Here is a 22,042-nt window from a genome sequence, read left to right as displayed (position 1 = left end):
GGGGAAATTACATGACTAAAGCTATGGAGGGAACTACTATGACGGAATTCGTAAAAGGTGGAGCGTTTTTAACTGAGGACATGGACGCTAGTCGCGTTTTCACACCAGAGGATTTTACAGATGAGCAAAAGATGATCGCTAAAACAACGGAAGAGTACGTAAAAAACGACGTAACGCCGTTGATTGAAAAGCTAGAGAACCATGAGTTTGAAAACTCCGTAACATTGTTGAAGAAAGCTGGAGATTTAGGACTTCTAGCGGCAGATATTCCAGAAGAGTATGAAGGTCTCGCACTAGATAAGATTTCGTCTGCGTTGATTGCTGAGAAATTATCAGTAGGTGGCGGCTTCTCGATTACACACGGTGCACACGTAGGCATCGGTACATTGCCGATTGTGTTATTCGGTAATCATGAGCAAAAAATGAAGTACTTGCCGAACTCTGCAAGTGGAGCAAAAATCTCAGCTTATGCATTGACAGAGCCGAGCTCAGGGTCAGATGCACTAGGCGCGAAGACGACTGCTAAATTAAACGCTGCCGGTACACACTATATACTGAACGGTGAAAAACAGTGGATCACGAACTCTGCATTTGCTGATGTTTTCGTAGTATACGCAAAAGTAGATGGCGACAAATTCACAGCATTTATCGTTGAAAAAGAGTACCCGGGCGTTTCAGTTGGACCGGAAGAGAAGAAAATGGGTATTAAATCATCATCTACACGTACATTGATTCTAGAAGATGCAGAAGTACCTGTTGAAAACTTATTAGGTGAAATTGGTCGCGGACACGTGATCGCGTTCAACATTTTGAACATCGGTCGTTACAAGCTTGGAGTAGGCACAATCGGCGGATCGAAGCGTGCACTTGAATTGGCTATCAAATATGCTAACCAGCGTAAGCAGTTCGACACACCGATTTCTTCATTCAACTTAACGAAAGAAAAGTTTGGTACGATGGCTTCTATGTTGTACGCAACAGAAAGTTTGATCTATCGTACAGTTGGATACTTTGAAGAGCGTAACGCGGCGATGAGCCCGGAAGAGCAAAAAGACGGTGCAAAAGTAGCGGCTTCCATTGCTGAATACGCAATTGAATGTTCTATCAATAAAGTAGTAGGTTCAGAAGTTTTGGACTATATTTCTGACGAAGCCGTTCAAATTCACGGCGGTTACGGTTTCATGGCGGAGTATGAAGTAGAGCGTATTTACCGTGATTCTCGTATCAACCGTATCTTCGAAGGAACAAATGAAATCAACCGCATGATCGTCCCAGGCACATTCTTGAAGAAAGCAATGAAAGGCGAATTGCCATTGCTTCAACAAGCACAAGCGTTGCAAGAAGAGTTGTTAATGCTGATGCCGGAAGAAGTGGGCGACGAAGCATTGGCTCAAGAGAAGGCGCTCGTGAAGAACGCGAAGAAGATCGGCATCTTGGTTGCAGGACTTGCAGCACAGCGTTATGGCACGAAGCTCGATCAGGAGCAGGAGATTCTTGTGAACATCGCAGATATTGCGAATGATTTATTCGGTATGGAGTCTGCAGTGCTTCGTACGGAGAAGGCGATCAACAAGAATGGTGAAGAGAAAGAGAACCAGAAGCTTCTTTATACACAGATTTTCTGTCAGGAAGCGTTCGGACGTATCGAAGCGGCAGCAAAAGAGACGTTGCTTGCAGCGGTCGACGGTGATAACCAGCGTATGATGATTTCGGCTTTGCGTAAGTTGACTCGTAATAATCCGTATAACTTGATTGCGAAGAAGCGTGAGGCTTCAGTGAAGCTGATCGAAGCAGAGAAGTATATCGTGTGAGTATAGTTTAGACAGAACGCCTCCTATGTGGGGCGTTTTTGTTTTGGTTGGTATTTGTTTAAGTTCAAGAGTGAGAGTATTGGGGTGGTGGGGGAATTTGTGAGTGTGAGGGGATTGAAGCTCCAGCTGGCGGACGCTTTCTGGAGGGCGCGGCCCGAGCCTCCTCGTCCGCTGCGCTTCCTGCGGGGTCTCGAACTCGCGCTGATCCTCCCAGAGTCGCCGCCAGCTTCCGCTTCCATCCTACGTTGATGGTGGAGGTACGTAGATCAATCACTGAAGATAGTGTGTTAATGATTGTTGTCTTTGAACTTATTTAAGTTCAAAAGCGAGAGTGGTGGTGGAATTTGTGAGTGTGAGGGGATTGAAGCTCCAGCTGGCAACGCTTTCTGGAGGGCGTGGCTTACTCAAGGTAGTGTGTGAAAGCACATGCTCCTAACGCTTCGCTTTTACTCGCAAAAGCCGTCCTTCGCTACGGCTCTCGCTGATCCTCCAGGAGTCGCCCCCAACATCCGCTTCCATCCTACGTGGACAGTGAGGGGACTTAGATCACTTACTGGAGAGCGTATGTTAATTATTGTTGGGTCTTGACTTATTTCAGTTCAAGTACCGAAGTTCAACATCAATCACAACACTAACTTCAATACCCCAAAATAGTAACACCCGCACACATTGCAAGGAATTGGCGCGTAGGAGGGGGCGACTCCCAGAGGATCAGCCCGACAGGTGAGACAACCGAGGGAGCAACGCGACTGGTTGGCTCACCGCGGGCCCTCTAGGAAAGCGTCCCCCTCCGTAGCGCCAATTCCCACCCCTAGCCTCGTATCAGCTTATTCTTCTTGCGCTTAGCTAGTACCCACACACCTTTATTTGCTATACTGAAAAAAAGGAGGGATTGACTATTATGACTATGACATACTACGGCTATCCGACATGTACCACGTGCCGCAAAGCGAAGAAATGGCTTACGGACGAAGGGATTTCATTTGAAGAAAAGAACATCGCCGAACAACCTCCAAGCGAAGACGAGCTGCGCAACATGATCGCGAACTCTGGACTTGACATGAAAAAGTTCTTCAACACGAGCGGCAAGATATATCGTGAGCTTAACTTGAAAGACAAGCTACCAACCATGACAGAAGATGAAAAAATCGCACTCCTCGCTTCAGACGGAATGCTCATCAAACGTCCAATCGTTTCTGATAACCAAAAAGTGACAGTCGGATTTAATGAAACAACATTCACGGAAACGTGGAAGAAGTGATTTAGATTCTTGTCTTTATACAGGAACTATGGCAAACTAAGGGTAGATAAACTATTATATTTTTGGAGGTAACGACATGAGCACACCAAAAGATTTACGATATTCAGAAGAGCACGAGTGGGTAAAAGAAGAAGACGGTAAATACCGTATCGGCATCACACATTTCGCACAGTCTGAACTAGGCGATATTGTATTCGTTGAACTGCCACAGGTTGGCGATCAATTAAAATCAGACGAGCCTTTCGGAAGCGTTGAATCAGTGAAAACTGTTTCTGAATTGTACGCTCCATTAACTGGTAAAGTGGTAGAAGTGAACGAAAACCTTGAAGATAGCCCTGAATTGGTTAACGAATCACCATATGAAGACGCATGGATGGTAGTAGTTGAAATCGATAACAAAGCTGAACTTGATGAGTTAATGACAGCTGAGCAGTATGAAGAAATGACAGCTGAATAATATTCTAAAAGAAAAAAGCGCTGGAACGTCTCAGCGCTTTTTTATACGCTAGGAGGAAACAGATGGACCCGAAAGTTCTCATTGTAGAAGGCGGTTCGGATCGTAAGCGGCTAGTGCCGATCCTTGCAGAGCCTGTAGAGATTCTTTGTACGAATGGTACCATCAGTGCGTACCATATTGAAGAACTGCTTGAACCGTACGAGCAGCAGGACCTGTTCGTCTTTATGGATGCGGACGCTTCCGGTGAGTCCATTCGTAAGTTGTTCAAACAACTGTACCCTGAAGCGAGACATTTATATACGGATCGTCTCTACCGCGAAGTAGAAACGACTCCCGTTAAGCTATTGGCAAGCATTTTAGCTGCTGCTAATTTTAAAGTACATTCCAAATACTTGGCAGGTGGACCACATGAATAATTGGACAATTGAAGACTGGCAACGCACACAGGCGGCAGAGCAAGTAGCCGCTTTTTATTTATATACACCGATGTGTGGAACATGCGCAGTCGCTTCAAAAATGCTTACGGTAATCGAGACAATGCGTCCGAAACTACCGATTGGAAAGGCGGATTTGAACTATGTCCAGGCTATCGCAATAGAATATGAGATAGAAAGCGTTCCTTGTTTACTTATTCAGCGCAAAGGACAGCCAATAGAAAAAATTTACGCCTTTCAATCCGTCCCGTATTTGCTAGAGAAGCTCAGTTGACAATAGGAGTCGATGTATGGTATAAGTAGTTAATCAAATGAATATGTAACTCTTATAAAGAGCGGCGGAGGGAAGTGCCCTATGAAGCCCGGCAACCGTCACATATGTGAAATGGTGCCAAATCACTCAAAGCGTAATGCTTTGATAGATGAGAGAAATGGTAACGTACATAACTACATACGTTCGGCCTTTCTGCTTGTCTGCAGGAAGGCTTTTTTTATACTAAAGCGGAAAGCGCCGTGTAGGCTCGACAGGCGTTGGAAGACTTACCACAAAGGCGCTCTTTGCCTTTTTGGAAAGTCTGAAACGACCCGAGAGCCTGGCGCTTGTAGCTGGATGATACTAAAGCGGAAAGCGCCGTGTAGGCACGACAGGCGTTAGTAGTGTTCTGAAAGACATATTAAAAAGACTTAATGAGGTGGTGCGGAAAATGATTCAACTAACAAACGTTCATAAAAAATACCAATTGAACCGTTCAGAAATTGTCGCGGTAGATGATGTGACAGTAGCCATCGAAGAAGGAGAAATTTTCGGCGTCATCGGGTACAGTGGAGCAGGAAAAAGTACATTAATTCGACTATTGAACGGTCTTGAAACACCGACGTCGGGCAGTATTCTGATTCACGGACAAGAAATGACGACATTACAAGGTGCTGGCCTGCGCAATGCGCGTCAAAAAATCAGCATGATCTTCCAGCACTTTAACTTACTATGGTCTAGAACGGTAGAAGAAAATATCATGTTTCCTCTAGAAATTGCTGGCGTGAAGAAATCGGCACGTAAGCAAAAAGTGAAGGAATTGATCGATCTCGTTGGATTGACAGGTCGTGAACAGGCATATCCATCGCAGTTATCAGGTGGTCAGAAGCAACGTGTCGGCATTGCGCGAGCGCTTGCAAATGATCCGGAAGTCTTACTTTGTGATGAAGCAACGTCCGCACTCGATCCTGAGACGACGAATGCGATTCTTGATTTATTGACGGACATTAATGAACGTCTTGGACTAACGATTGTGTTGATTACGCATGAAATGCATGTCATCCGCAAGATCTGTCATCGCGTGGCGGTCATGGAAGCGGGGAAAGTCGTAGAAATCGGCAATGTACTGGATGTCTTCCAATCTCCACAAGCGGAAATTACCAAGCGCTTCATTTCACAGGTGACCGATACCGGTGATACGGACGCAGCGATGGCGCATTTACAGCAAGAATCACCTGATGGCAAGTTGATCAAGCTAGCTTTCATTGGTGAACGTACAGAGCAGCCAGTACTTGCGGAGTTGATCCGCAAATTCCCAATCGACGTCAACATCGTGCAAGGAAATATTTCAACGACACGTGACGGCGCATACGGCACACTCGTCTTGCAACTAGTAGGAGACGCGGCGATTATAGAGGAAGCCATTGCTTTCTTGGATGCCAATGAAGTGAAGACGGAGGTGCTGATCCATGATTGAGCAATGGTTCCCGAACGTGAATTGGGATAAAATGTGGGAAGCAACCGGTGAGACACTTTATATGTCTGCCTACTCCACGTTCTTTACATTTGTCTTCGGTATCGCACTTGGTTTGTTGTTGTTTTTAACAAGTCCTGGTCAGTTATGGTCAAATAAAATAACCCATGTCTTTACAGGCGCATTCGTGAATATTTTCCGATCGATTCCGTTTATCATTTTGATTATTTTATTGATTCCTCTTACGAAATTATTATTCGACAGTATGCGTGGACCGAATGCCGCCTTGCCCGCATTGATTATCGGTGCCGCTCCGTTTTATGGCCGTATGGTATTGATTGCATTGCAGGAAATCGATAAAGGGGTTATCGAAGCAGCGCGCTCAATGGGGGCTAAGACGTCGACGATCATTTTCAAAGTATTGTTACCTGAATCCATGCCGGCACTAGTCTCGGGAATTACCGTAACCTCGATTGCACTTGTCGGATATACGGCAATGGCGGGAGTGATCGGTGCAGGTGGTCTAGGTACACTCGCGTATTTGGAAGGGTTCCAGCGCAGCCGCGAAGATGTAACTATAATGGCAACGATTTTGGTATTGATTATCGTGTTTATCATTCAATTTATCGGTGATTTCATCGCAAAACGTTTGGACAAGCGATAATAGGATTTTCAGGGAGACCTGTTAACCATAGAAATATTCCATAATGGAGAGGGAGAAATGTGGATATGAAGAAGTTTTTATTCGGTCTATTCGCAGCCGTACTAGTGCTTGCATTGGCAGCTTGCGGAACGAAAGACGAAGGTAGTAAAGATAATGCAGCATCAGATGGAGCAGAAAAAGGCGAGAAAACGTCATTGGTAGTCGGCGCATCTAACACACCACACGCTGTAATTTTGGAAGAAGCTAAGCCATTATTAGCTGAAAAAGGCTATGATTTAACAATTGAAAGTTACACAGATTATGTACTGCCAAACAAAGATTTGGACGAAGGCACACTGGATGCGAACTATTTCCAACACATTCCTTATCTAGAGAGCCAAATTGCCGATTTCGGTTATGATTTCGTCAATGCAGGCGCGATCCACATCGAGCCAATCGGTGTGTATTCTAAGAAATATGACTCATTGGAAGAACTTCCAGACGGAGCGACGATCTTAATCAGTAACTCTGTTGCAGATCACGGTCGAGTACTTGCTATGCTTGAAGAAAAAGGATTGATCAAGCTAGCGGATGACGTGGAAAAAGTGAAAGCTGAAGTAGGCGATATCGTAGAAAATCCAAAGAACTTGGAGTTTGATGCGAATTACGAAGCAGCGCTAATGCCTCAGTTGTATAATAACGATGAAGGCGACGCATTATTAATCAACTCCAACTTCGCAATCGATGCAGGTTTGAATCCAATGGAAGACTCGATCGCATTGGAAGATAAAGAGTCTCCATATGTTAACGTAATTGCTGTAAAGAGCGGTAATGAAGACAGCGATGCAATCAAAGCATTAGTAGAAGTATTGACTTCAGAGCAAATTCAAGATTTCATTTTGAAAGAATGGTCTGGATCCGTTGTTCCCGTGAAATAAAACCATGAATGCCGGTAGCTATCGCAGCTACCGGTTTTTTATTTGTATATATGATGGGAGATTTGCTCTATGGGGGGGTGTATCCGCTCAATCCTGCGTGTGACCCGCTCAATGAGTGCGGCTATCCGCTCAATCCCGCGTGTGACTCGCTCAATGAGTGGCGTGATCCGCTCAATCCCGCGCGTGCCCCGCTCAATGTGTAGAGTTATCCGCTCTATCCAGCGCGTTTCCCGCTCAATGTGTAGAGTTATCCGTTCAATCCCACACAATCCCCGCTCAACAAGTAGTAACATTCCCCACTACCGCAGACCATCCAACTTCCAAACAACTCCACTAGATCCACTTCCTCACAACTGACTAGAAAAACATCAAATAAATTCAAACAAAATCTTCTTTATTCTATCGACTTGTGATAAAGTTGATTTTGTTTGAGTAATACATATGTGTATTTGAGGAGGACGTATTGTGAAGTTTAAATTAGGGCTCATTTGGCGAATTCTAATCGCCATTGGGCTGGCGATCGGACTTGGTTTAGTATTGCCGATGATCCATGAAGGATTTGCGCATTGGTTCGTTCGCTTAGCAGCTACATTTAATATGTTATTCGGTGGATTCTTGAACTTTATCGTTCCACTGATTATCATTGCGTTTATCGCACCAAGTATTGCAAAGCTTGGAGCAGGTTCCGGGAAATTGCTAGGAATGTCTGCTGCATTTGCGTATGGATCTACGGTGATCGCGGGATTGCTTGCGTATTTCGCAGCAACGAATATTTTGCCGAACTTCATTCAACCCACGACGAAGACGGACATTGCAGAAGGCGCGCGTGAAGCTGGAGTAGCGTTCTTCGAAATGGAAATGGACCCAATGATGGGGATCATGACCGCTTTGCTATTGGCATTTGTGCTTGGCATTGGAATGGCAGCGATTAAAGGGAAGACGATGATGTCGTTCTTCGATGAATTTAATTTAATTATCAACAAAGTCATTTCTGTCGTCATTATTCCATTACTACCTTTCCATATTTTTGGGATTTTCCTGAATATGACATATACAGGTGAAGTAGCGAATGTGCTTTCAGTCTTTGTATTTGTTTTCATCATGATCATCATTCTTCATTTAACCATGCTAACATTCCAGTACACAGTGGCGGGTGCATTGAACAAACGGAATCCGTTCGTGTTAATGAAAACGATGCTACCTGCGTATTTGACGGCTATCGGAACACAATCTTCTGCTGCAACGATTCCGGTTACGTTGCGTCAAGCGAAAAAGACGGGTGCTTCAGAACGTGTAACGGATTTCGCGGTGCCGTTGTTCGCGACGATCCATTTATCGGGTAGTACGATTACGATTGTTTCCTGTTCTATCGGGGTTATGCTGATGAACGGGTTTGATGTAAGTTTTGGTTCGTATTTACAATTCATCTTTATGCTAGGTGTTACGATGATTGCCGCTCCTGGTGTACCGGGTGGCGCAGTCGTTGCGGCAACCGGGCTCCTTACGAGCATGCTCGGCTTCAATGAGAGCATGGTAGCATTGATGATCGCGTTGTATTTAGCGCAAGATAGTTTCGGAACAGCAACAAACGTTACAGGTGACGGGGCGCTTGCGATGATCGTCGACCGTTTCACTAAAAAAGTATAGAGTAGTAGAAAAGTCGGTTACTTGACCGGCTTTTTTGCTGTCTACTTCTTATGTACTAAGATCTGATTGATTCTCATTCACTAGTTGTCAAATGAAAAATAAATATCGTGAAAAATATACTCATCCGCGTGGTTGCAATGAAATTAGTCAATATGTGTAATGATTCTTAAAGATTTGCAACCCACTCGAATATGGGTTAAGATTAGAATGATACTAAATAGAGAATGGATAATAACCATTCAACGCGATTATACTGGAGGTATTGGAATGGCAATTTTGGAAATTAAAGATCTTCATGTCCGAATTGAGGACAAAGAAATCTTAAAAGGTGTTACCTTAACAATAAATACAAATGAGATCCATGCAATCATGGGGCCAAATGGTACGGGGAAATCTACGCTTGCATCAGCAATCATGGGTCACCCGAAATATGAAGTTACATCCGGATCAGTTACTCTTGATGGAGAAGACGTATTGGCGATGGAAGTAGATGAGCGTGCGAGAGCCGGTCTATTCCTAGCTATGCAATATCCAAGTGAAATCACTGGCGTAACAAACGCAGATTTCCTTCGTTCTGGAGTGAACGCACGTCGTGAAGAAGGCGATGAGATTTCTTTGATGAAATTTATTCGTGAAATGGATAGCAAGATGGAAGTTCTTGAAATGGATGAAGATATGGCAACTCGTTATTTAAACGAAGGTTTCTCAGGTGGAGAGAAAAAGCGTAATGAAATTCTCCAACTTATGATGTTGAAACCGAAGTTTGCAGTACTTGACGAAATTGACTCAGGTCTGGATATCGACGCATTGAAAATTGTTTCTAACGGAATCAACCAAATGCGCGGCGAAGGTTTTGGTTGCTTGATCATCACTCACTACCAACGTTTGTTAGACTATATCACGCCGGATAAAGTGCATATCATCATGCAAGGTAGAATCGTGAAAACGGGTGGTTCTGAATTAGCTAAGAAACTTGAAGTTGAAGGTTATGACTGGATCAAAGATGAACTAGGTATCGAAGACGAAACTGTTGGACAAGAAGCATAAGAAAGGGGACGACTCAAAATGACGGTTGAAACAACATTGGCATTGACCGAACAAGACGTCCGCTCTTATTCCGCAAAAGTGGAGGAAGCTGCTTGGATGGCAGATTTTCGTTCGAACGCTCTAGCAAAAGCTGAAGTGCTCGAAATGCCAAGACCAGATAAAACTAAAATTACAAAATGGAATTTCACAGAATTCCCTTCACATACAGTTGAGAGCTCGATTTTCGCAGGATTGGAAGAATTGCCAACTGAAGCGAAAGCATTAATCGATGACGAACAACAACAAAATATTTACGTGCAGCACAATAACACACCTGCATACCTTTCATTGTCTGAAGATTTGAAGTCGCAAGGCGTTATTTTGACGGATATCTTTACAGCATCACGTGAACACAGTGAACTGTTACAGAAATACTTGATGACTGACGGTGTGAAAGTGGATGAGCATAAGTTAACAGCTCTTCACGCAGCGTTGATCAACGGTGGAGTATTCGTCTACGTTCCTAAAAACGTAGTAATCGAAGATCCATTACAAGTCCTTTTCATTCATGATAATGAAGAAGCATCACTGTTCAACCACGTAGTAATCGTGGCAGAAGAAAACAGTCAAGTAACATACGTAGAAAGCTATCTTTCTACTATGGAGCATGCAGCAACACAAGCAAACATCGTAGCTGAAGTATTTGCTATGGCCAATGCGAAAATTGTCTACGGATCAGTCGACGTATTAGCGGAAGGTATGACAACTTATGTCAACCGTCGCGGTGTTACTGGACCTCACGCACGTATTGAGTGGGCGCTTGGATTAATGAACGACAGCAATACGATTTCTGAAAACATCACGCATTTAGTCGGTGACGGCTCATCTAGTGATATGAAATCCGTTGTGGTTGGACGCGGTAGCCAGAAACAAAACTTCACATCTGAAATCGTCCACTGGGGCCTTGATACAGATGGTTTCATCTTGAAGCACGGTGTTATGAAAGAAAACTCATCTGCTATCTTTAACGGAATCGGCCGAATCGCAAAAGGGGCAACTCGTTCCAACGCGGTACAAGAGTCCCGTATTCTCATGTTAGGTGAAAGAGGACGTGGAGACGCGAACCCGATTTTGCTCATTGATGAAAATGATGTAACGGCAGGTCACGCCGCTTCAGTAGGACGTGTAGATCCACTACAAATGTTCTATCTAATGAGCCGTGGTATTACACAAGAAGAAGCAGAACGCCTCATCATTCATGGTTTCTTAGCTCCAGTTGTTAGCAAATTGCCAATCGCAGGAGTTAGAAAACAATTGACGGAGGTTATTGAAAGGAAAGTGCGCTAATGCTCAGCAAAGACATCCGCAATCATTTCCCTATATTAGACCAAGAAGTCAATGGACATCCACTTGTCTACTTGGATAGCGCTGCGACTTCACAAAAGCCTGTGCAAGTAATTGAGGCACTAGATCGCTATTATCGCTTTGATAATTCCAATGTTCACCGTGGGGTGCATACACTTGGAAATCGTGCGACAGATGGGTATGAAGGTGCTCGTGAGAAAGTCCGTAAATTCATTAATGCTAAATCCACGCAAGAAGTCATCTTCATGCGCGGTACAACAACAGCTATTAACACGGTTGCGCAAAGTTATGGCCGTGCCAATGTCTCGGAAGGTGACGAAATCGTCATTACACATATGGAGCACCACTCCAATATCATTCCGTGGCAGCAGCTCGCTAAAGAAACTGGCGCAGTGTTAAAATATATTGATTTAGAAGAAGACGGTACGTTATCACTTGATAAAGTACGGGAAACGATTACCGATAAAACGAAAATTGTTTCTATCATGTATGTTTCCAACGTTCTCGGCACGATGAATCCAATCGAAGAAATCACAAAAATTGCCCATCAACACGGTGCAGTGATGTGTGTGGACGCTGCACAAGCAGCTCCACATTTAAAAATAGATGTACAGAATCTAGATTGCGACTTCCTTGCATTTTCCGGACACAAAATGTGTGGACCTACCGGTATCGGTGTCCTCTACGGTAAAAAGGATTTACTCAATAATATGGAACCTATTGAATTCGGCGGCGAAATGATTGATTTTGTCGGGCTATACGAATCCACATGGAAAGAATTGCCTTGGAAATTCGAAGGTGGTACACCTATTATTGCAGGAGCTATTGGACTCGGTGCAGCTATCGACTTCTTGGAAGAAATCGGTTTGGATGCAATCGAACAGCATGAACACGAACTAGCTGGTTATGCTATGGATAAAATGTCTGAAATCGACGGCTTGACCATTTATGGACCAAGAGATCCCGATCAACGTGCAGGATTGGTCACATTCAACTTGAATGATGTCCATCCTCATGATGTTGCAACTGTACTCGATATGAATGGTATAGCTGTTCGTGCCGGTCATCACTGTGCACAACCATTGATGAAATGGTTAGAAGTTTCTTCAACAGCGCGTGCCAGCTTCTATCTTTACAACACCACTGATGACGTAGATCGCCTCGTGGAAGGACTTCGCACAACAAAGGAGTATTTTAACGATGTCTACTAACAAACTAGATCAACTTTATCGATCTGTAATCATGGAGCATTATAAACACCCGAAAAACAAAGGCGTTTTGGAGAATGGTAATGTCACGATTGACATGAATAATCCGACTTGCGGTGACGTCATCCGTTTAACGATGAACGTAGAAGATGACATCGTCAAAGACGTCAAGTTTGAAGGGGAAGGATGTTCCATTTCCATGGCATCCGCTTCTATGATGACACAGATGATCAAAGGTAAAACAACTGAAGAAGCAGTTAAGTTAGCACATACTTTTTCAGACATGATGTTAGGCAAAGAGTTGGACGAGTCGATTGACCTCGACGACCTAGAAGCATTATCGGGTGTCGCGCAATTCCCTGCCCGCATTAAATGTGCAACATTGAGCTGGAAGGCGATGGAAAAGGGAGTCTCTGGCGAGTCGCAATGACCTTGGCCATAGTACGAGCAATTATGGAACGGAGGAATAATAATGGCAAAACAAATGCCGGAAATCGGCGATTACAAATACGGTTTCCATGACAAAGACGTTTCTGTGTTCCGTTCAGAGCGTGGATTAACGCGTGAGATAGTGGAAGAAATTTCTTCAATGAAGGAAGAACCACAATGGATGTTGGATTACCGTTTGAAATCTCTTGAGATTTTCTATAGTAAGCCAATGCCACAATGGGGCGGAGACTTGAATTCATTGAAGTTTGATGAAATCACGTACTACGTAAAACCATCTGAAGGTGCAGAAACTTCTTGGGATGAAGTACCTGAAGAGATCAAGCGTACGTTTGATAAACTAGGTATTCCTGAAGCGGAACAAAAATACTTGGCAGGTGTATCTGCACAGTATGAATCTGAAGTGGTTTACCACAATATGAAAGAAGAACTAACTGATCTAGGAATTGTCTTTAAAGACACGGATTCTGCACTTCGTGAAAACGAAGAGTTGTTCAAACAATATTGGGGTACGGTAATACCGAACTCAGACAATAAATTCTCAGCGTTAAACTCTGCTGTATGGTCTGGTGGATCATTTATCTATGTACCACCTGGCGTAAAAGTAGAAACACCGCTACAAGCCTATTTCCGTATTAACTCGGAAAACATGGGACAGTTCGAGCGTACGATGATCATCGTAGACGAAGGCGCAAGCGTTCACTACGTAGAAGGGTGTACAGCACCTGTTTACACAACTAACTCACTACACAGTGCGGTTGTTGAAATCATCATCAAAAAAGATGCATATTGCCGTTACACAACGATCCAAAACTGGGCGAACAACGTCTACAACTTGGTAACGAAGCGTGCAGTATGTGAAGAAAATGCGACAATGGAATGGATTGATGGCAACATTGGTTCTAAATTGACGATGAAATACCCAGCAGTCATCCTAAAAGGTGAAGGCTCACGTGGTATGACGCTATCGATCGCATTAGCAGGTAAAGGACAGCACCAGGATGCCGGCGCGAAAATGATGCACTTGGCACCTAACACGTCTTCTACTATTGTTTCAAAATCCATCTCTCAACACGGCGGAAAAGTAACGTATCGCGGAATTGTCCACTTCGGACGTAATGCGGACGGAGCTCGTGCCAACATTGAGTGTGATACGTTGATCATGGATAAACTATCTACTTCAGATACAATTCCATACAATGAAATCTTGAATAACAATATTTCATTGGAACACGAAGCAAAAGTATCGAAAGTTTCTGAAGAGCAGCTCTTCTATTTGATGAGCCGCGGTATTCCTGAATTGGAAGCAACAGAAATGATCGTTATGGGCTTCATCGAGCCATTCACAAAAGAGCTACCGATGGAATATGCGGTAGAGATGAACCGTCTGATCAAGTTCGAAATGGAAGGTAGTATTGGGTAAGGGTTGTTAACTCAACGTTTATGCGATATTCCTAACAGTTGAATAAAGCAACGTGCCGATTTCATGCCGATTCAATTCGGATGGTCGGCACGTTTTTTTGTATTTATCTCACTTTTTCTCAACAACAGCAATCGTACATCTCGAAACACTAATTAATTTACCTGCCTCATCCGTGATTTGGATATCCCAAACCATTGATGTGCGTCCTTTATGGAATGGAACGGCAGTAGCGGTGACGATGCCATCTTTTTTACCTCGTATGTGATTCGCATTGATTTCCAGGCCGACTGGATAATGCGTTTCGGGATTTACGTTTAAAGCAGCTGCAATGCTAGCCGCAGTTTCTGCGAGAGCTACTGAAGCACCTCCATGCAGCAATCCCATAGGCTGAATGGTTTTCGGACCAACCGGCATTTCACAGACGACTTTGTCAGGATCAAGTTCTTTAAAAGTAATTCCCAATGCGCCAATCAATGTTTGTTCTAAATCCATACTATCCAATAAATTAAGTTCTTTCATCATTTTCCCTGCCTCCATTTCAATGATATACTTCTACTACATGTATATACATGTAATAGAAGCATACTACTAAGAGTCAAGAGAAATCCAACTTTTAAAAGTATACACATACATATATACTAGAATAAATTATCAAGACGGCTGAAACATTGCGATCTTCATTGTAAGGAAAGGGATGGACATCATGACAAAAGAGTTGGATCAAGAGCAAGCAAATTATATTATTGACGTGTGTGCTAGTGCAAATCTTCGAACGGTATCTGGTTCACTAACGCAACTGTACAATCATTTATTGAAACCTACTGGATTGAAAATCACTCAATATTATATGCTCGGCAATATTTATACATCGCCAGATATTTCGATTAGTAAATTAGGCGAGATTATGTTGTTGGATCAAACGACTGTTACGCGTAACTTGAACATATTACATGATTCCGGCTTTGTGCAGATCAAGAGAGCGAAACAGGACTCGCGAACTAAAGTGGTCACGATAACAGAATTAGGCTACGGGAAGTTAAATGAGGCTACTCCTATCTGGACACAAGTGCAGGAACAAATTGAAGGCGCTATCGGCAAATCAGAGTATATGGACTTACTGAAGAAGTTGGAGTCACTACAGAAAGTGATTGATGAATTTAAAAGTTGAACCACATAAAAATGAATCTTCATTCATAAATTGATTGACAACTCAAAAAAATCAAGTAAAATACATGTATATACATGTATCAAAGAATGAAGATTTTTGAAGAGTAGCAGTGTACGTTCTTTACAGAAATACACTGAACACATTTTGAAAGCGCTTACGATAAAAGGAGAGTGTTATTGATGAATTTAGTAGAATTGAAAAAGAGTATGAGTCTTCCGGTGATCGCATCCCCGATGTTCATTATTAGTAATCCTAAGACGGTGATTGAGCAGTGTAAAGCAGGAGTAATCGGTTCTATGCCTTCTCTAAACGCAAGACCGGTTGCCCAATTCGAAGAGTGGTTGATCGAGATCACAGAAGAATTAGCTGACTACAACGCAAAAAATCCTACTAAACCAGCTGCGCCATTTGCGATCAACCAAATCGTTCACCGGTCCAATGAAAGATTGCAGGAAGATATGGAACTATGTGTGAAGTATAAAGTTCCCATCATTATTACATCTCTAGGTGCAAGAGAAGACGTCTACGAGGCAGCCCATAGTTATGGCGGTATTGTATTGCATGACGTGATCAATAATATGTTCGCAAAGAAAGCAATTGAAAAAGGTGCAGATGGTTTAATTGCAGTCGCTGCAGGAGCGGGAGGGCATGCGGGTCCTAAAAGCCCGTTCGCACTCGTTCAAGAAATCCGTGAATGGTTCGATGGGCCACTGGCACTTGGAGGTTCTATAGCGACTGGCGGAAGCGTATTGGCAGCAGAAGCTATGGGGGCAGACTTTGCATACATCGGATCGCCATTCATCGCTACTGAAGAAGCGAGAGCAGTTGAAGAATATAAACAGGCAATCGTAGACGCAACTTCGGATGATATTGTGTACAGTAATTATTTCACTGGTATACACGGAAATTATTTAGCTACGTCCATTCGTGCTTCGGGCTTAGATCCAGATAACTTACCGGAAAGTGATCCTAGTAAAATGAATTTTGGCGGGGAAGCGGGCCAAAAAGCTTGGAAAGATATTTGGGGCTGTGGTCAAGGAATCGGTATAATCGATAAAGTACAACCGACAAAAGATTATGTTGCACAATTAGCCAAAGAGTATAGTGAAGCAAAGGATAAGTTGGTAGGCGATAGAGTAAATACAGCGAGCAGATAAGAATATTGCGTGAAATTAAAACGTCCATAGAATCATGAAAAAACAAGTATGGTTTAATTCAGACATGCTTGTTTTTTCTATTGATATGTAGTGTTTGTGAATAGATTTGGTTTGCATTCGGTTAAAGAAGTAAGTAGCCTGCTCTTCTTTAAAGACAAACACCTTCGCGTCTAAGAATCAATTGATTGATTTTATACCTAGCGGGGTATATACTACATGTATAAACGAATGGAAAGGAGTTTTTCATATGTCTGAAAAAGCAACTGTATATGTATCCTCTACTTGTCCTTATTGTACGATGATGACAAATTATCTTGATGAAATCCATGTGCCTTATGAGACGATCAATGTCTCTACACATCCTGCAGCGGGAGAACGTCTCGTGGAATTAACAGGACAGATGGGCGTTCCGCAAACTCAGTTGAATGGAAAGTGGATTATCGGCTTTGATCCAGCAAGTATTCACGCTGCACTGGATGCATGAATAAATTCCAGCAGATTTTATTTAAACGAAGCTGTACAATCCAATCAACAGAAGAAATGGAAAAGAAATTATTTCCGCGCTTTTGTATCGGCAACATAGCGTTTGCGGTGATGGGCGTGATTCTCGTCATCATAGAATGGACTCACTAAAGGAGGTACGCATTATGGGATGGATCGTCATAGCACTCATCGTTGGCTTAGTCGTTTGGCGAATGAAGCCTGCAAAAGGTGTGCATTCAATCACGACTGAACAATTAAAAGCTAGAATAAAAGAACAGAACGTCCAGTTTATCGATGTGCGTTCACCGTCTGAATATAAAGGACGCCATATAAAGGAATTTAAGAATATCCCATTGAATGTGCTTTCGAATAAAATGGGAACGCTGAAGAAAGATCAAGAAGTTATTGTCATCTGTCAAAGTGGCATGCGTAGTTCGAATGCAGCAGGCCAACTGAAAAAAGCAGGATTCTTGAATGTAACGAATGTACGTGGTGGAATGAATGCGTGGCAAGGGTAAATAGTAAAGAGGCGTCTCGAGGATTCTATCTCGAGGCGCTTTTTACTTGGAAATACAATTGATCGGAACCTAGGAAATATAGAGAATAGTAAAATCAAGTCAAGAAGTCCGGTTTTTCTAAAAATACATAAGATATGATACACTAAGCTAAAGATAATAAGAGGAGGTCTTTCCATGATACATGTTGGTCTGACAGGGTGGGGAGACCATCCGAGCCTATATAATGAAAATACAGTCGCAAATAAAAAACTACTAGACTATAGTAAACACTTTCCAATCGTCGAACTAGATTCGACGTTTTATGCTATACAATCAAAGAAAGTCATGGATAAATGGACAGAGGAAACGCCTGCTAATTTCCAATTCATCGTGAAGGCGTATCAAGGCATCACAGGTCATCAGCGTGGAAAATTACCCTATGATTCTGAAGAAGAGATGTTCTCGCTGTTTAAACTGTCGATGACATCGTTTGTTGAAGCGGGGAAGCTCGCGATGGTACTGGTACAGTTTCCGCCTTGGTTTGATTGCAAGAAGGAAAACGTTGATCGCATTCGCTATGTGCATGAACAATTACAGCCGTTACCGATTGCTGTGGAGTTTCGCAATCAAACGTGGTATTCTCCAGCTTATCGAGAAAAAACACTCGACTTTCTAAAAGACTTGCACATCATCCACGTCGTTTGTGATGAGCCACAAGTAGGGGACGGCAGTGTGCCTCTAGTCCCCGTTGCGACTGATCCGAAAGTGCTGTTACGTCTCCACGGACGCAATGATAAAGGATGGGTCAATACAATGGGAGATAGTAAGGCATGGCGTAAAGTTCGCTATCTTTATGATTATAATGAAAAAGAGTTAGAGAGTATGAGTGAAATCGTTAAACATCTTGAGAAACAGACAGAAGAAGTATTTGTCATCTTTAATAATAACTCAGGCCAGCATGCCGCGAAAAACGCCAAACAATTTGCAGGATTACTCAACATAGAATACGGTCAGCCTCTCACCAAGCAAATGGATTTGTTTGAGGAGGATCACTAATGGAGTTTGTTGTACTTGCTTTCATTGGTTTAGCATCGGGGATTATCGGTTCGATTGCTGGCCTGGGTGGCGGAACAATTTTGGTTCCCGTCACATTATTTGTCGGATTAAATTTAGGAATGATACCTGATATTACACCACAAAGTGTAGTGGGCTTGTCGGTCATCATGATGATTGCGAACGGACTTGGATCAACGCTGTCCTATATGAAAGTAAAGACGATTGATTATCGTAGTGCCATTTTATTTTTCGCTGCGAGTATACCTGGGATCGTACTCGGTGCGCTAGTCAATAAAAGCGTAAGTTTGTCTTCATTTAATTTATATTTTGGTATATTGCTCATTGTTTTATCTACACTGTTATTAACGAGGAAATATTTGAAACCGATTAGATGGTTTGTGGACAACGGAAAAAAGATCAAATTTACTGATCCCCAAGGTAAAACGCATATCTATGGATACCCAATTTGGTTTGCTATCCTATTGGCGTTGTTCATTGGATTTACATCGGGGTTATTCGGAATTGGTGGCGGTACGATGATCGTGCCGGCAATGATTTTACTCTTCTTGTTCCCGCCACATGTGGCTGTCGCGACATCCATGCTGATGGTATTTTTATCAGCAATCGTCAATTCGATTTCGCATATTTCACTCGGTCATGTGCCGTGGCTCTATACGATTCCTGTTGTGCCGGGAGCCTATTTCGGTGGAATGCTCGGAGCCTATTTAAATAGCAAAATGAAATCAGAGACATTAGTTTTAGTCATACGCATCATTTTACTCGTCTTTGGACTACGTTCCATTTATGAGGGGATTTGGGGTTGACACATATGAAGGAAACAGTAGCGACGATTCATATTTATCATACGAATGACATCCATAGTCATTTCGAAAATTGGCCGCAAATTCATCACTTTCTTAAAAAGCGGAAGCAACTAGCGGAAGCCAATGGGGAGTCTTGTTTTCTATTTGATATTGGAGACCATATTGATCGGTCACATCCGTTTACCGAAGGAACAGAAGGTAAAGGAAATATCGAATTATTAAACGACGCAGGATATGACGCAGTAACGATTGGCAATAATGAAGGAATCACCATGTCTAAGGAAGCGCTGAATAGATTATATGAAGACGCGCATTTTGATGTAATGCTCTGCAACTTGACTGAACTGGATGGTAAGCTGCCGTACTGGGCGAAAACGTCCAAGGTATTTGAGACTACAGAAGGTGTGCGCGTCGGTGTCATAGGTGCCACGGCGCCATACTACGCGTTTTATGAACAACTTGGCTGGAGCGTAGGCGAACCGCACACGGCGTTGCAGGAAATGGCACGCAACTTGCGTCCGCAATGCGATGTCATCGTTTGTCTTTCGCATTTAGGCATCAATGAAGACCGTCTTTTGGCTGCGCAATGTCCGGAAATCGATGTTATTTTAGGTGCACACACGCATCATTTATTACAACATGGTGAATGGATCGATGACACATTACTTGCGGCAGCAGAAAAGTTTGGTCATTATGTCGGTCATGTTCAAGTTGATGTAGACCGTATGACAGGTCAAGTCGTTCATATGAAAGCAGAGGTTTTTCCAACACAGATGATGGAAATGTCAGAAGCGGATATTGAACAAGTGAATAGCTTATTTGCTAAAGGAGAAGAGGCTCTAGAAGCTCCAGTATTTTATAATCCTGCTCCATTATCACAGCGCTTAACAGGAGATAGTCCATTATCGTCGCTGTTTGGTCGCGCGTTACTTACGTATCTCGATGCCGACTGTGCGCTATTCAATGCAGGGATTTTCCTTGGTAGTTTAGGTAAAGGGTGGGTGACGAAAGGGGATTTGCATTCTTTATTGCCACACCCTATCAATCCCTGCCTTATCCATCTGGATGGTGCTGATTTGTTGACGATCTACGAGGAGTCACTTGATCCAAAGTGGACAGAACTTCCGATAAGAGGTTTAGGATTTCGTGGTACGCTGATGGGTAGCATGATACATGAACATTTATACCGCAACATGGACGGAAAATTATTTGCAGGCAATCGTTTGGTGGAGCCTGGTGAAATGTATACGTTGGCCACACTTGATATGTTCACGTTCGGCTTTTTCTATCCGTTATTAAAGGAAGCGAAAAAAGAATATATCATGCCAGAAATGATTCGCGATATTCTCGGTTGGTATGGAAGAAAATATTTCAATGAGCGCTAGTTATGTCCGCCTCTTATTTCGCATAATGTGAAGTAGGAGGCGTTTTCATGCGGTTTTATACGAATCAGAAACGACCAAAGAAATTTAATTATGGCAAAACTATACTGCGCTTTGTCATCCCGACTATTTTGGTGGGAGTGGCGATATTTTTCTATACGGTCAATAAACAGTTAACGCCAATCTATACACAATATGCCGAAGTGCAAACGCAGAAAATAGCTAGTCACGTTATCAGTCAAGCTATTAAAAATCGGTCCACGAGTGTCTACGATGTTAATGAAATTATCGAAAATATTCCCGATAATACGACAGATACGGTGACGACTAAATTTAACGCAGAAATCATCAGCCAAGTCATGTCAGAAATTCATCAACTCGTAGAAGATCATCTAGAGCGTGCTGAAGGCGGAGATTTGGATATGTTACCGCCACTCGGAGATCTCGAGTATAATCCAGATCGCATGCAAAAAGAACAAGGTATCGTGTTCTTCGTTCCACTTGGGCAAGCGACGAATATACCGCTAATCGGTAACTTGGGACCGAAAATCCCTATACGTTTTCATGTCGTGGGTGATGTACATGCGAACGTTGAAACAAATATACGGGAATTCGGCATTAACAATGCGTATGTAGAAGTGAATCTGATGTTGCAAGTGAATGTACAAATCATAGTTCCGCTAGCGACAAGTAAGAGTGTCGTAGAACAGGAAATTCCTATCGCAATGGGATTAATTAGAGGGAAAGTACCTCAAATCTATTCGAAAGGAGAGCAAACGCCAGCACAAATCGAAGTCCCACTTGAGAAGACGGAGTAAATGGGTGTTGTGAACAATGTCGATTATTGCTACACTAAGTATAGAAGAATATCGAGACTTACGTAGAGGCTGCATTGTTTATGAGTACCTGGCGAGAGAGTGACATCTATGACCGCGAGCGAAAGGAGGCAATGCCGAAGTTTGAGAAGAGTCAACTTCTCAAGTTGGGGTCATTTCGAAGAGGAATGACACTGTCATACAGCGATAAATGTATGGAGAGCTACAGTTGCCAATTGTACTGCGATTTATTCAATACTTTGCTTTGACCAA

General features: G+C 42.9%; 23 protein-coding genes and 2 riboswitches. Of the genes, 22 read left to right on the top strand and 1 reads right to left on the bottom strand.

What is annotated here, in order from left to right:
• Positions 1–11 precede the first annotated feature (11 nt).
• The 14 genes from SporoP8_RS04830 to sufB all read left to right on the top strand — a co-directional run bounded on the left by SporoP8_RS04830 (position 12) and on the right by sufB (position 14,387).
• Complete coding sequence (locus SporoP8_RS04830) at positions 12–1,811, top strand: acyl-CoA dehydrogenase family protein (protein WP_420066734.1); 1,800 nt, start codon at positions 12–14, stop codon at positions 1,809–1,811.
• Positions 1,812–2,712: 901 nt separating this feature from the next.
• The gene (locus SporoP8_RS04825; protein ID WP_085131468.1) at positions 2,713–3,072 is read left to right on the top strand and encodes an arsenate reductase family protein; all 360 of its coding nucleotides are present in this window, start codon (positions 2,713–2,715) and stop codon (positions 3,070–3,072) included.
• Between the two features lie 76 nt (positions 3,073–3,148).
• Complete coding sequence (gcvH, locus tag SporoP8_RS04820; RefSeq protein WP_085131467.1) at positions 3,149–3,529, top strand: glycine cleavage system protein GcvH; 381 nt, start codon at positions 3,149–3,151, stop codon at positions 3,527–3,529.
• 62 nt (positions 3,530–3,591) lie between these two features.
• Positions 3,592–3,945: a toprim domain-containing protein gene (locus SporoP8_RS04815; protein WP_085131466.1), complete on the top strand. Its 354-nt coding sequence runs from the start codon at positions 3,592–3,594 to the stop codon at positions 3,943–3,945.
• On the top strand, positions 3,938–4,237 hold the full coding sequence (locus SporoP8_RS04810) for a thioredoxin family protein (protein WP_085131465.1): 300 nt from the start codon (positions 3,938–3,940) through the stop codon (positions 4,235–4,237). The genes SporoP8_RS04815 and SporoP8_RS04810 overlap by 8 nt, the downstream gene beginning before the upstream one ends.
• A 49-nt stretch (positions 4,238–4,286) precedes the next feature.
• A riboswitch (SAM riboswitch) is annotated at positions 4,287–4,392 on the top strand.
• 275 nt (positions 4,393–4,667) lie between these two features.
• Positions 4,668–5,693, top strand: coding sequence for a methionine ABC transporter ATP-binding protein (locus SporoP8_RS04805; RefSeq protein WP_085131464.1), 1,026 nt, complete (start codon positions 4,668–4,670; stop codon positions 5,691–5,693).
• Positions 5,686–6,354: a methionine ABC transporter permease gene (locus SporoP8_RS04800; RefSeq protein ID WP_085131463.1), complete on the top strand. Its 669-nt coding sequence runs from the start codon at positions 5,686–5,688 to the stop codon at positions 6,352–6,354. The genes SporoP8_RS04805 and SporoP8_RS04800 overlap by 8 nt, the downstream gene beginning before the upstream one ends.
• A gap of 65 nt (positions 6,355–6,419) precedes the next feature.
• Complete coding sequence (locus tag SporoP8_RS04795) at positions 6,420–7,271, top strand: MetQ/NlpA family ABC transporter substrate-binding protein (protein ID WP_085131462.1); 852 nt, start codon at positions 6,420–6,422, stop codon at positions 7,269–7,271.
• A gap of 465 nt (positions 7,272–7,736) precedes the next feature.
• Entirely contained in the window at positions 7,737–8,918 is a 1,182-nt protein-coding gene (locus SporoP8_RS04790) for a dicarboxylate/amino acid:cation symporter (RefSeq protein ID WP_085131461.1), read from the top strand.
• A gap of 267 nt (positions 8,919–9,185) precedes the next feature.
• Positions 9,186–9,965 (top strand): Fe-S cluster assembly ATPase SufC, encoded by a 780-nt coding sequence (sufC, locus tag SporoP8_RS04785; protein ID WP_085131460.1) that lies wholly within the window; start codon positions 9,186–9,188, stop codon positions 9,963–9,965.
• A gap of 18 nt (positions 9,966–9,983) precedes the next feature.
• Positions 9,984–11,291, top strand: a complete 1,308-nt coding sequence (gene sufD, locus SporoP8_RS04780; RefSeq protein WP_085131459.1) for a Fe-S cluster assembly protein SufD — start codon at positions 9,984–9,986, stop codon at positions 11,289–11,291.
• Positions 11,291–12,520 carry a cysteine desulfurase gene (locus tag SporoP8_RS04775; RefSeq protein WP_085131458.1) on the top strand — a complete coding sequence of 410 codons (1,230 nt, stop codon included), beginning with the start codon at positions 11,291–11,293 and terminating at the stop codon, positions 12,518–12,520. Before sufD ends, SporoP8_RS04775 begins: the two co-directional genes overlap by 1 nt.
• Positions 12,510–12,947, top strand: a complete 438-nt coding sequence (sufU, locus tag SporoP8_RS04770) for a Fe-S cluster assembly sulfur transfer protein SufU (RefSeq protein ID WP_085131457.1) — start codon at positions 12,510–12,512, stop codon at positions 12,945–12,947. Before SporoP8_RS04775 ends, sufU begins: the two co-directional genes overlap by 11 nt.
• 42 nt (positions 12,948–12,989) lie before the next feature.
• The gene (gene sufB / locus SporoP8_RS04765; RefSeq protein ID WP_085131456.1) at positions 12,990–14,387 is read left to right on the top strand and encodes a Fe-S cluster assembly protein SufB; all 1,398 of its coding nucleotides are present in this window, start codon (positions 12,990–12,992) and stop codon (positions 14,385–14,387) included.
• 108 nt (positions 14,388–14,495) lie between these two features.
• On the opposite strand, the gene SporoP8_RS04760 is transcribed toward sufB, so the two are convergent.
• Positions 14,496–14,879, bottom strand: coding sequence for a hotdog fold thioesterase (locus tag SporoP8_RS04760; protein WP_085133558.1), 384 nt, complete (start codon positions 14,877–14,879; stop codon positions 14,496–14,498).
• Between the two features lie 211 nt (positions 14,880–15,090).
• Here SporoP8_RS04760 and SporoP8_RS04755 point away from each other — a divergent pair, with 211 nt between their 5' ends.
• The 8 genes from SporoP8_RS04755 (at position 15,091) to yunB (ending at position 21,772) form a co-directional block, all read left to right on the top strand.
• Positions 15,091–15,555: a MarR family winged helix-turn-helix transcriptional regulator gene (locus tag SporoP8_RS04755; protein WP_085131455.1), complete on the top strand. Its 465-nt coding sequence runs from the start codon at positions 15,091–15,093 to the stop codon at positions 15,553–15,555.
• Positions 15,556–15,734: 179 nt separating this feature from the next.
• Positions 15,735–16,712 (top strand): NAD(P)H-dependent flavin oxidoreductase, encoded by a 978-nt coding sequence (locus SporoP8_RS04750; RefSeq protein WP_085131454.1) that lies wholly within the window; start codon positions 15,735–15,737, stop codon positions 16,710–16,712.
• Between the two features lie 247 nt (positions 16,713–16,959).
• Positions 16,960–17,196: a glutaredoxin family protein gene (locus tag SporoP8_RS04745; protein ID WP_085131453.1), complete on the top strand. Its 237-nt coding sequence runs from the start codon at positions 16,960–16,962 to the stop codon at positions 17,194–17,196.
• A gap of 163 nt (positions 17,197–17,359) precedes the next feature.
• The gene (locus SporoP8_RS04740) at positions 17,360–17,713 is read left to right on the top strand and encodes a rhodanese-like domain-containing protein (protein WP_085131452.1); all 354 of its coding nucleotides are present in this window, start codon (positions 17,360–17,362) and stop codon (positions 17,711–17,713) included.
• 174 nt (positions 17,714–17,887) lie between these two features.
• The gene (locus SporoP8_RS04735) at positions 17,888–18,748 is read left to right on the top strand and encodes a DUF72 domain-containing protein (RefSeq protein WP_085131451.1); all 861 of its coding nucleotides are present in this window, start codon (positions 17,888–17,890) and stop codon (positions 18,746–18,748) included.
• Positions 18,748–19,572 (top strand): sulfite exporter TauE/SafE family protein, encoded by an 825-nt coding sequence (locus tag SporoP8_RS04730; protein ID WP_085131450.1) that lies wholly within the window; start codon positions 18,748–18,750, stop codon positions 19,570–19,572. The genes SporoP8_RS04735 and SporoP8_RS04730 overlap by 1 nt, the downstream gene beginning before the upstream one ends.
• A gap of 5 nt (positions 19,573–19,577) precedes the next feature.
• Positions 19,578–20,957 (top strand): bifunctional metallophosphatase/5'-nucleotidase, encoded by a 1,380-nt coding sequence (locus SporoP8_RS04725; protein ID WP_232319209.1) that lies wholly within the window; start codon positions 19,578–19,580, stop codon positions 20,955–20,957.
• Between the two features lie 47 nt (positions 20,958–21,004).
• A complete protein-coding gene (gene yunB, locus SporoP8_RS04720; protein WP_085131448.1) occupies positions 21,005–21,772 on the top strand; it encodes a sporulation protein YunB in 768 nt (255 codons plus the stop codon).
• A gap of 55 nt (positions 21,773–21,827) precedes the next feature.
• A riboswitch (Lysine riboswitch) is annotated at positions 21,828–22,003 on the top strand.
• Positions 22,004–22,042: the final 39 nt, after the last annotated feature.

This window comes from Sporosarcina ureae, assembly GCF_002101375.1.
GTDB lineage: Bacteria > Bacillota > Bacilli > Bacillales_A > Planococcaceae > Sporosarcina > Sporosarcina ureae_B.
Note: the sequence above shows the minus strand (reverse complement) of the source record. Positions and strands in the feature narration are given on the sequence as shown.

What these genes read in the sequence shown, in the direction of transcription:
- gcvH (WP_085131467.1), top strand. Translation starts at nt 3,149, where the DNA reads ATGAGCACACCAAAAGATTTACGATATTCAGAAGAGCACGAGTGGGTA.
- sufC (WP_085131460.1), top strand. Translation starts at nt 9,186, where the DNA reads ATGGCAATTTTGGAAATTAAAGATCTTCATGTCCGAATTGAGGACAAA.
- SporoP8_RS04740 (WP_085131452.1), top strand. Translation starts at nt 17,360, where the DNA reads ATGGGATGGATCGTCATAGCACTCATCGTTGGCTTAGTCGTTTGGCGA.
- SporoP8_RS04830 (WP_420066734.1), top strand. Translation starts at nt 12, where the DNA reads ATGACTAAAGCTATGGAGGGAACTACTATGACGGAATTCGTAAAAGGT.
- SporoP8_RS04810 (WP_085131465.1), top strand. Translation starts at nt 3,938, where the DNA reads ATGAATAATTGGACAATTGAAGACTGGCAACGCACACAGGCGGCAGAG.
- SporoP8_RS04725 (WP_232319209.1), top strand. Translation starts at nt 19,578, where the DNA reads ATGAAGGAAACAGTAGCGACGATTCATATTTATCATACGAATGACATC.
- SporoP8_RS04825 (WP_085131468.1), top strand. Translation starts at nt 2,713, where the DNA reads ATGACTATGACATACTACGGCTATCCGACATGTACCACGTGCCGCAAA.
- SporoP8_RS04800 (WP_085131463.1), top strand. Translation starts at nt 5,686, where the DNA reads ATGATTGAGCAATGGTTCCCGAACGTGAATTGGGATAAAATGTGGGAA.
- SporoP8_RS04775 (WP_085131458.1), top strand. Translation starts at nt 11,291, where the DNA reads ATGCTCAGCAAAGACATCCGCAATCATTTCCCTATATTAGACCAAGAA.
- sufB (WP_085131456.1), top strand. Translation starts at nt 12,990, where the DNA reads ATGGCAAAACAAATGCCGGAAATCGGCGATTACAAATACGGTTTCCAT.
- sufU (WP_085131457.1), top strand. Translation starts at nt 12,510, where the DNA reads ATGTCTACTAACAAACTAGATCAACTTTATCGATCTGTAATCATGGAG.
- sufD (WP_085131459.1), top strand. Translation starts at nt 9,984, where the DNA reads ATGACGGTTGAAACAACATTGGCATTGACCGAACAAGACGTCCGCTCT.
- SporoP8_RS04735 (WP_085131451.1), top strand. Translation starts at nt 17,888, where the DNA reads ATGATACATGTTGGTCTGACAGGGTGGGGAGACCATCCGAGCCTATAT.
- SporoP8_RS04815 (WP_085131466.1), top strand. Translation starts at nt 3,592, where the DNA reads ATGGACCCGAAAGTTCTCATTGTAGAAGGCGGTTCGGATCGTAAGCGG.
- SporoP8_RS04795 (WP_085131462.1), top strand. Translation starts at nt 6,420, where the DNA reads ATGAAGAAGTTTTTATTCGGTCTATTCGCAGCCGTACTAGTGCTTGCA.
- SporoP8_RS04805 (WP_085131464.1), top strand. Translation starts at nt 4,668, where the DNA reads ATGATTCAACTAACAAACGTTCATAAAAAATACCAATTGAACCGTTCA.
- SporoP8_RS04760 (WP_085133558.1), bottom strand. Translation starts at nt 14,879, where the DNA reads ATGGATTTAGAACAAACATTGATTGGCGCATTGGGAATTACTTTTAAA.
- yunB (WP_085131448.1), top strand. Translation starts at nt 21,005, where the DNA reads ATGCGGTTTTATACGAATCAGAAACGACCAAAGAAATTTAATTATGGC.
- SporoP8_RS04745 (WP_085131453.1), top strand. Translation starts at nt 16,960, where the DNA reads ATGTCTGAAAAAGCAACTGTATATGTATCCTCTACTTGTCCTTATTGT.
- SporoP8_RS04730 (WP_085131450.1), top strand. Translation starts at nt 18,748, where the DNA reads ATGGAGTTTGTTGTACTTGCTTTCATTGGTTTAGCATCGGGGATTATC.
- SporoP8_RS04750 (WP_085131454.1), top strand. Translation starts at nt 15,735, where the DNA reads ATGAATTTAGTAGAATTGAAAAAGAGTATGAGTCTTCCGGTGATCGCA.
- SporoP8_RS04755 (WP_085131455.1), top strand. Translation starts at nt 15,091, where the DNA reads ATGACAAAAGAGTTGGATCAAGAGCAAGCAAATTATATTATTGACGTG.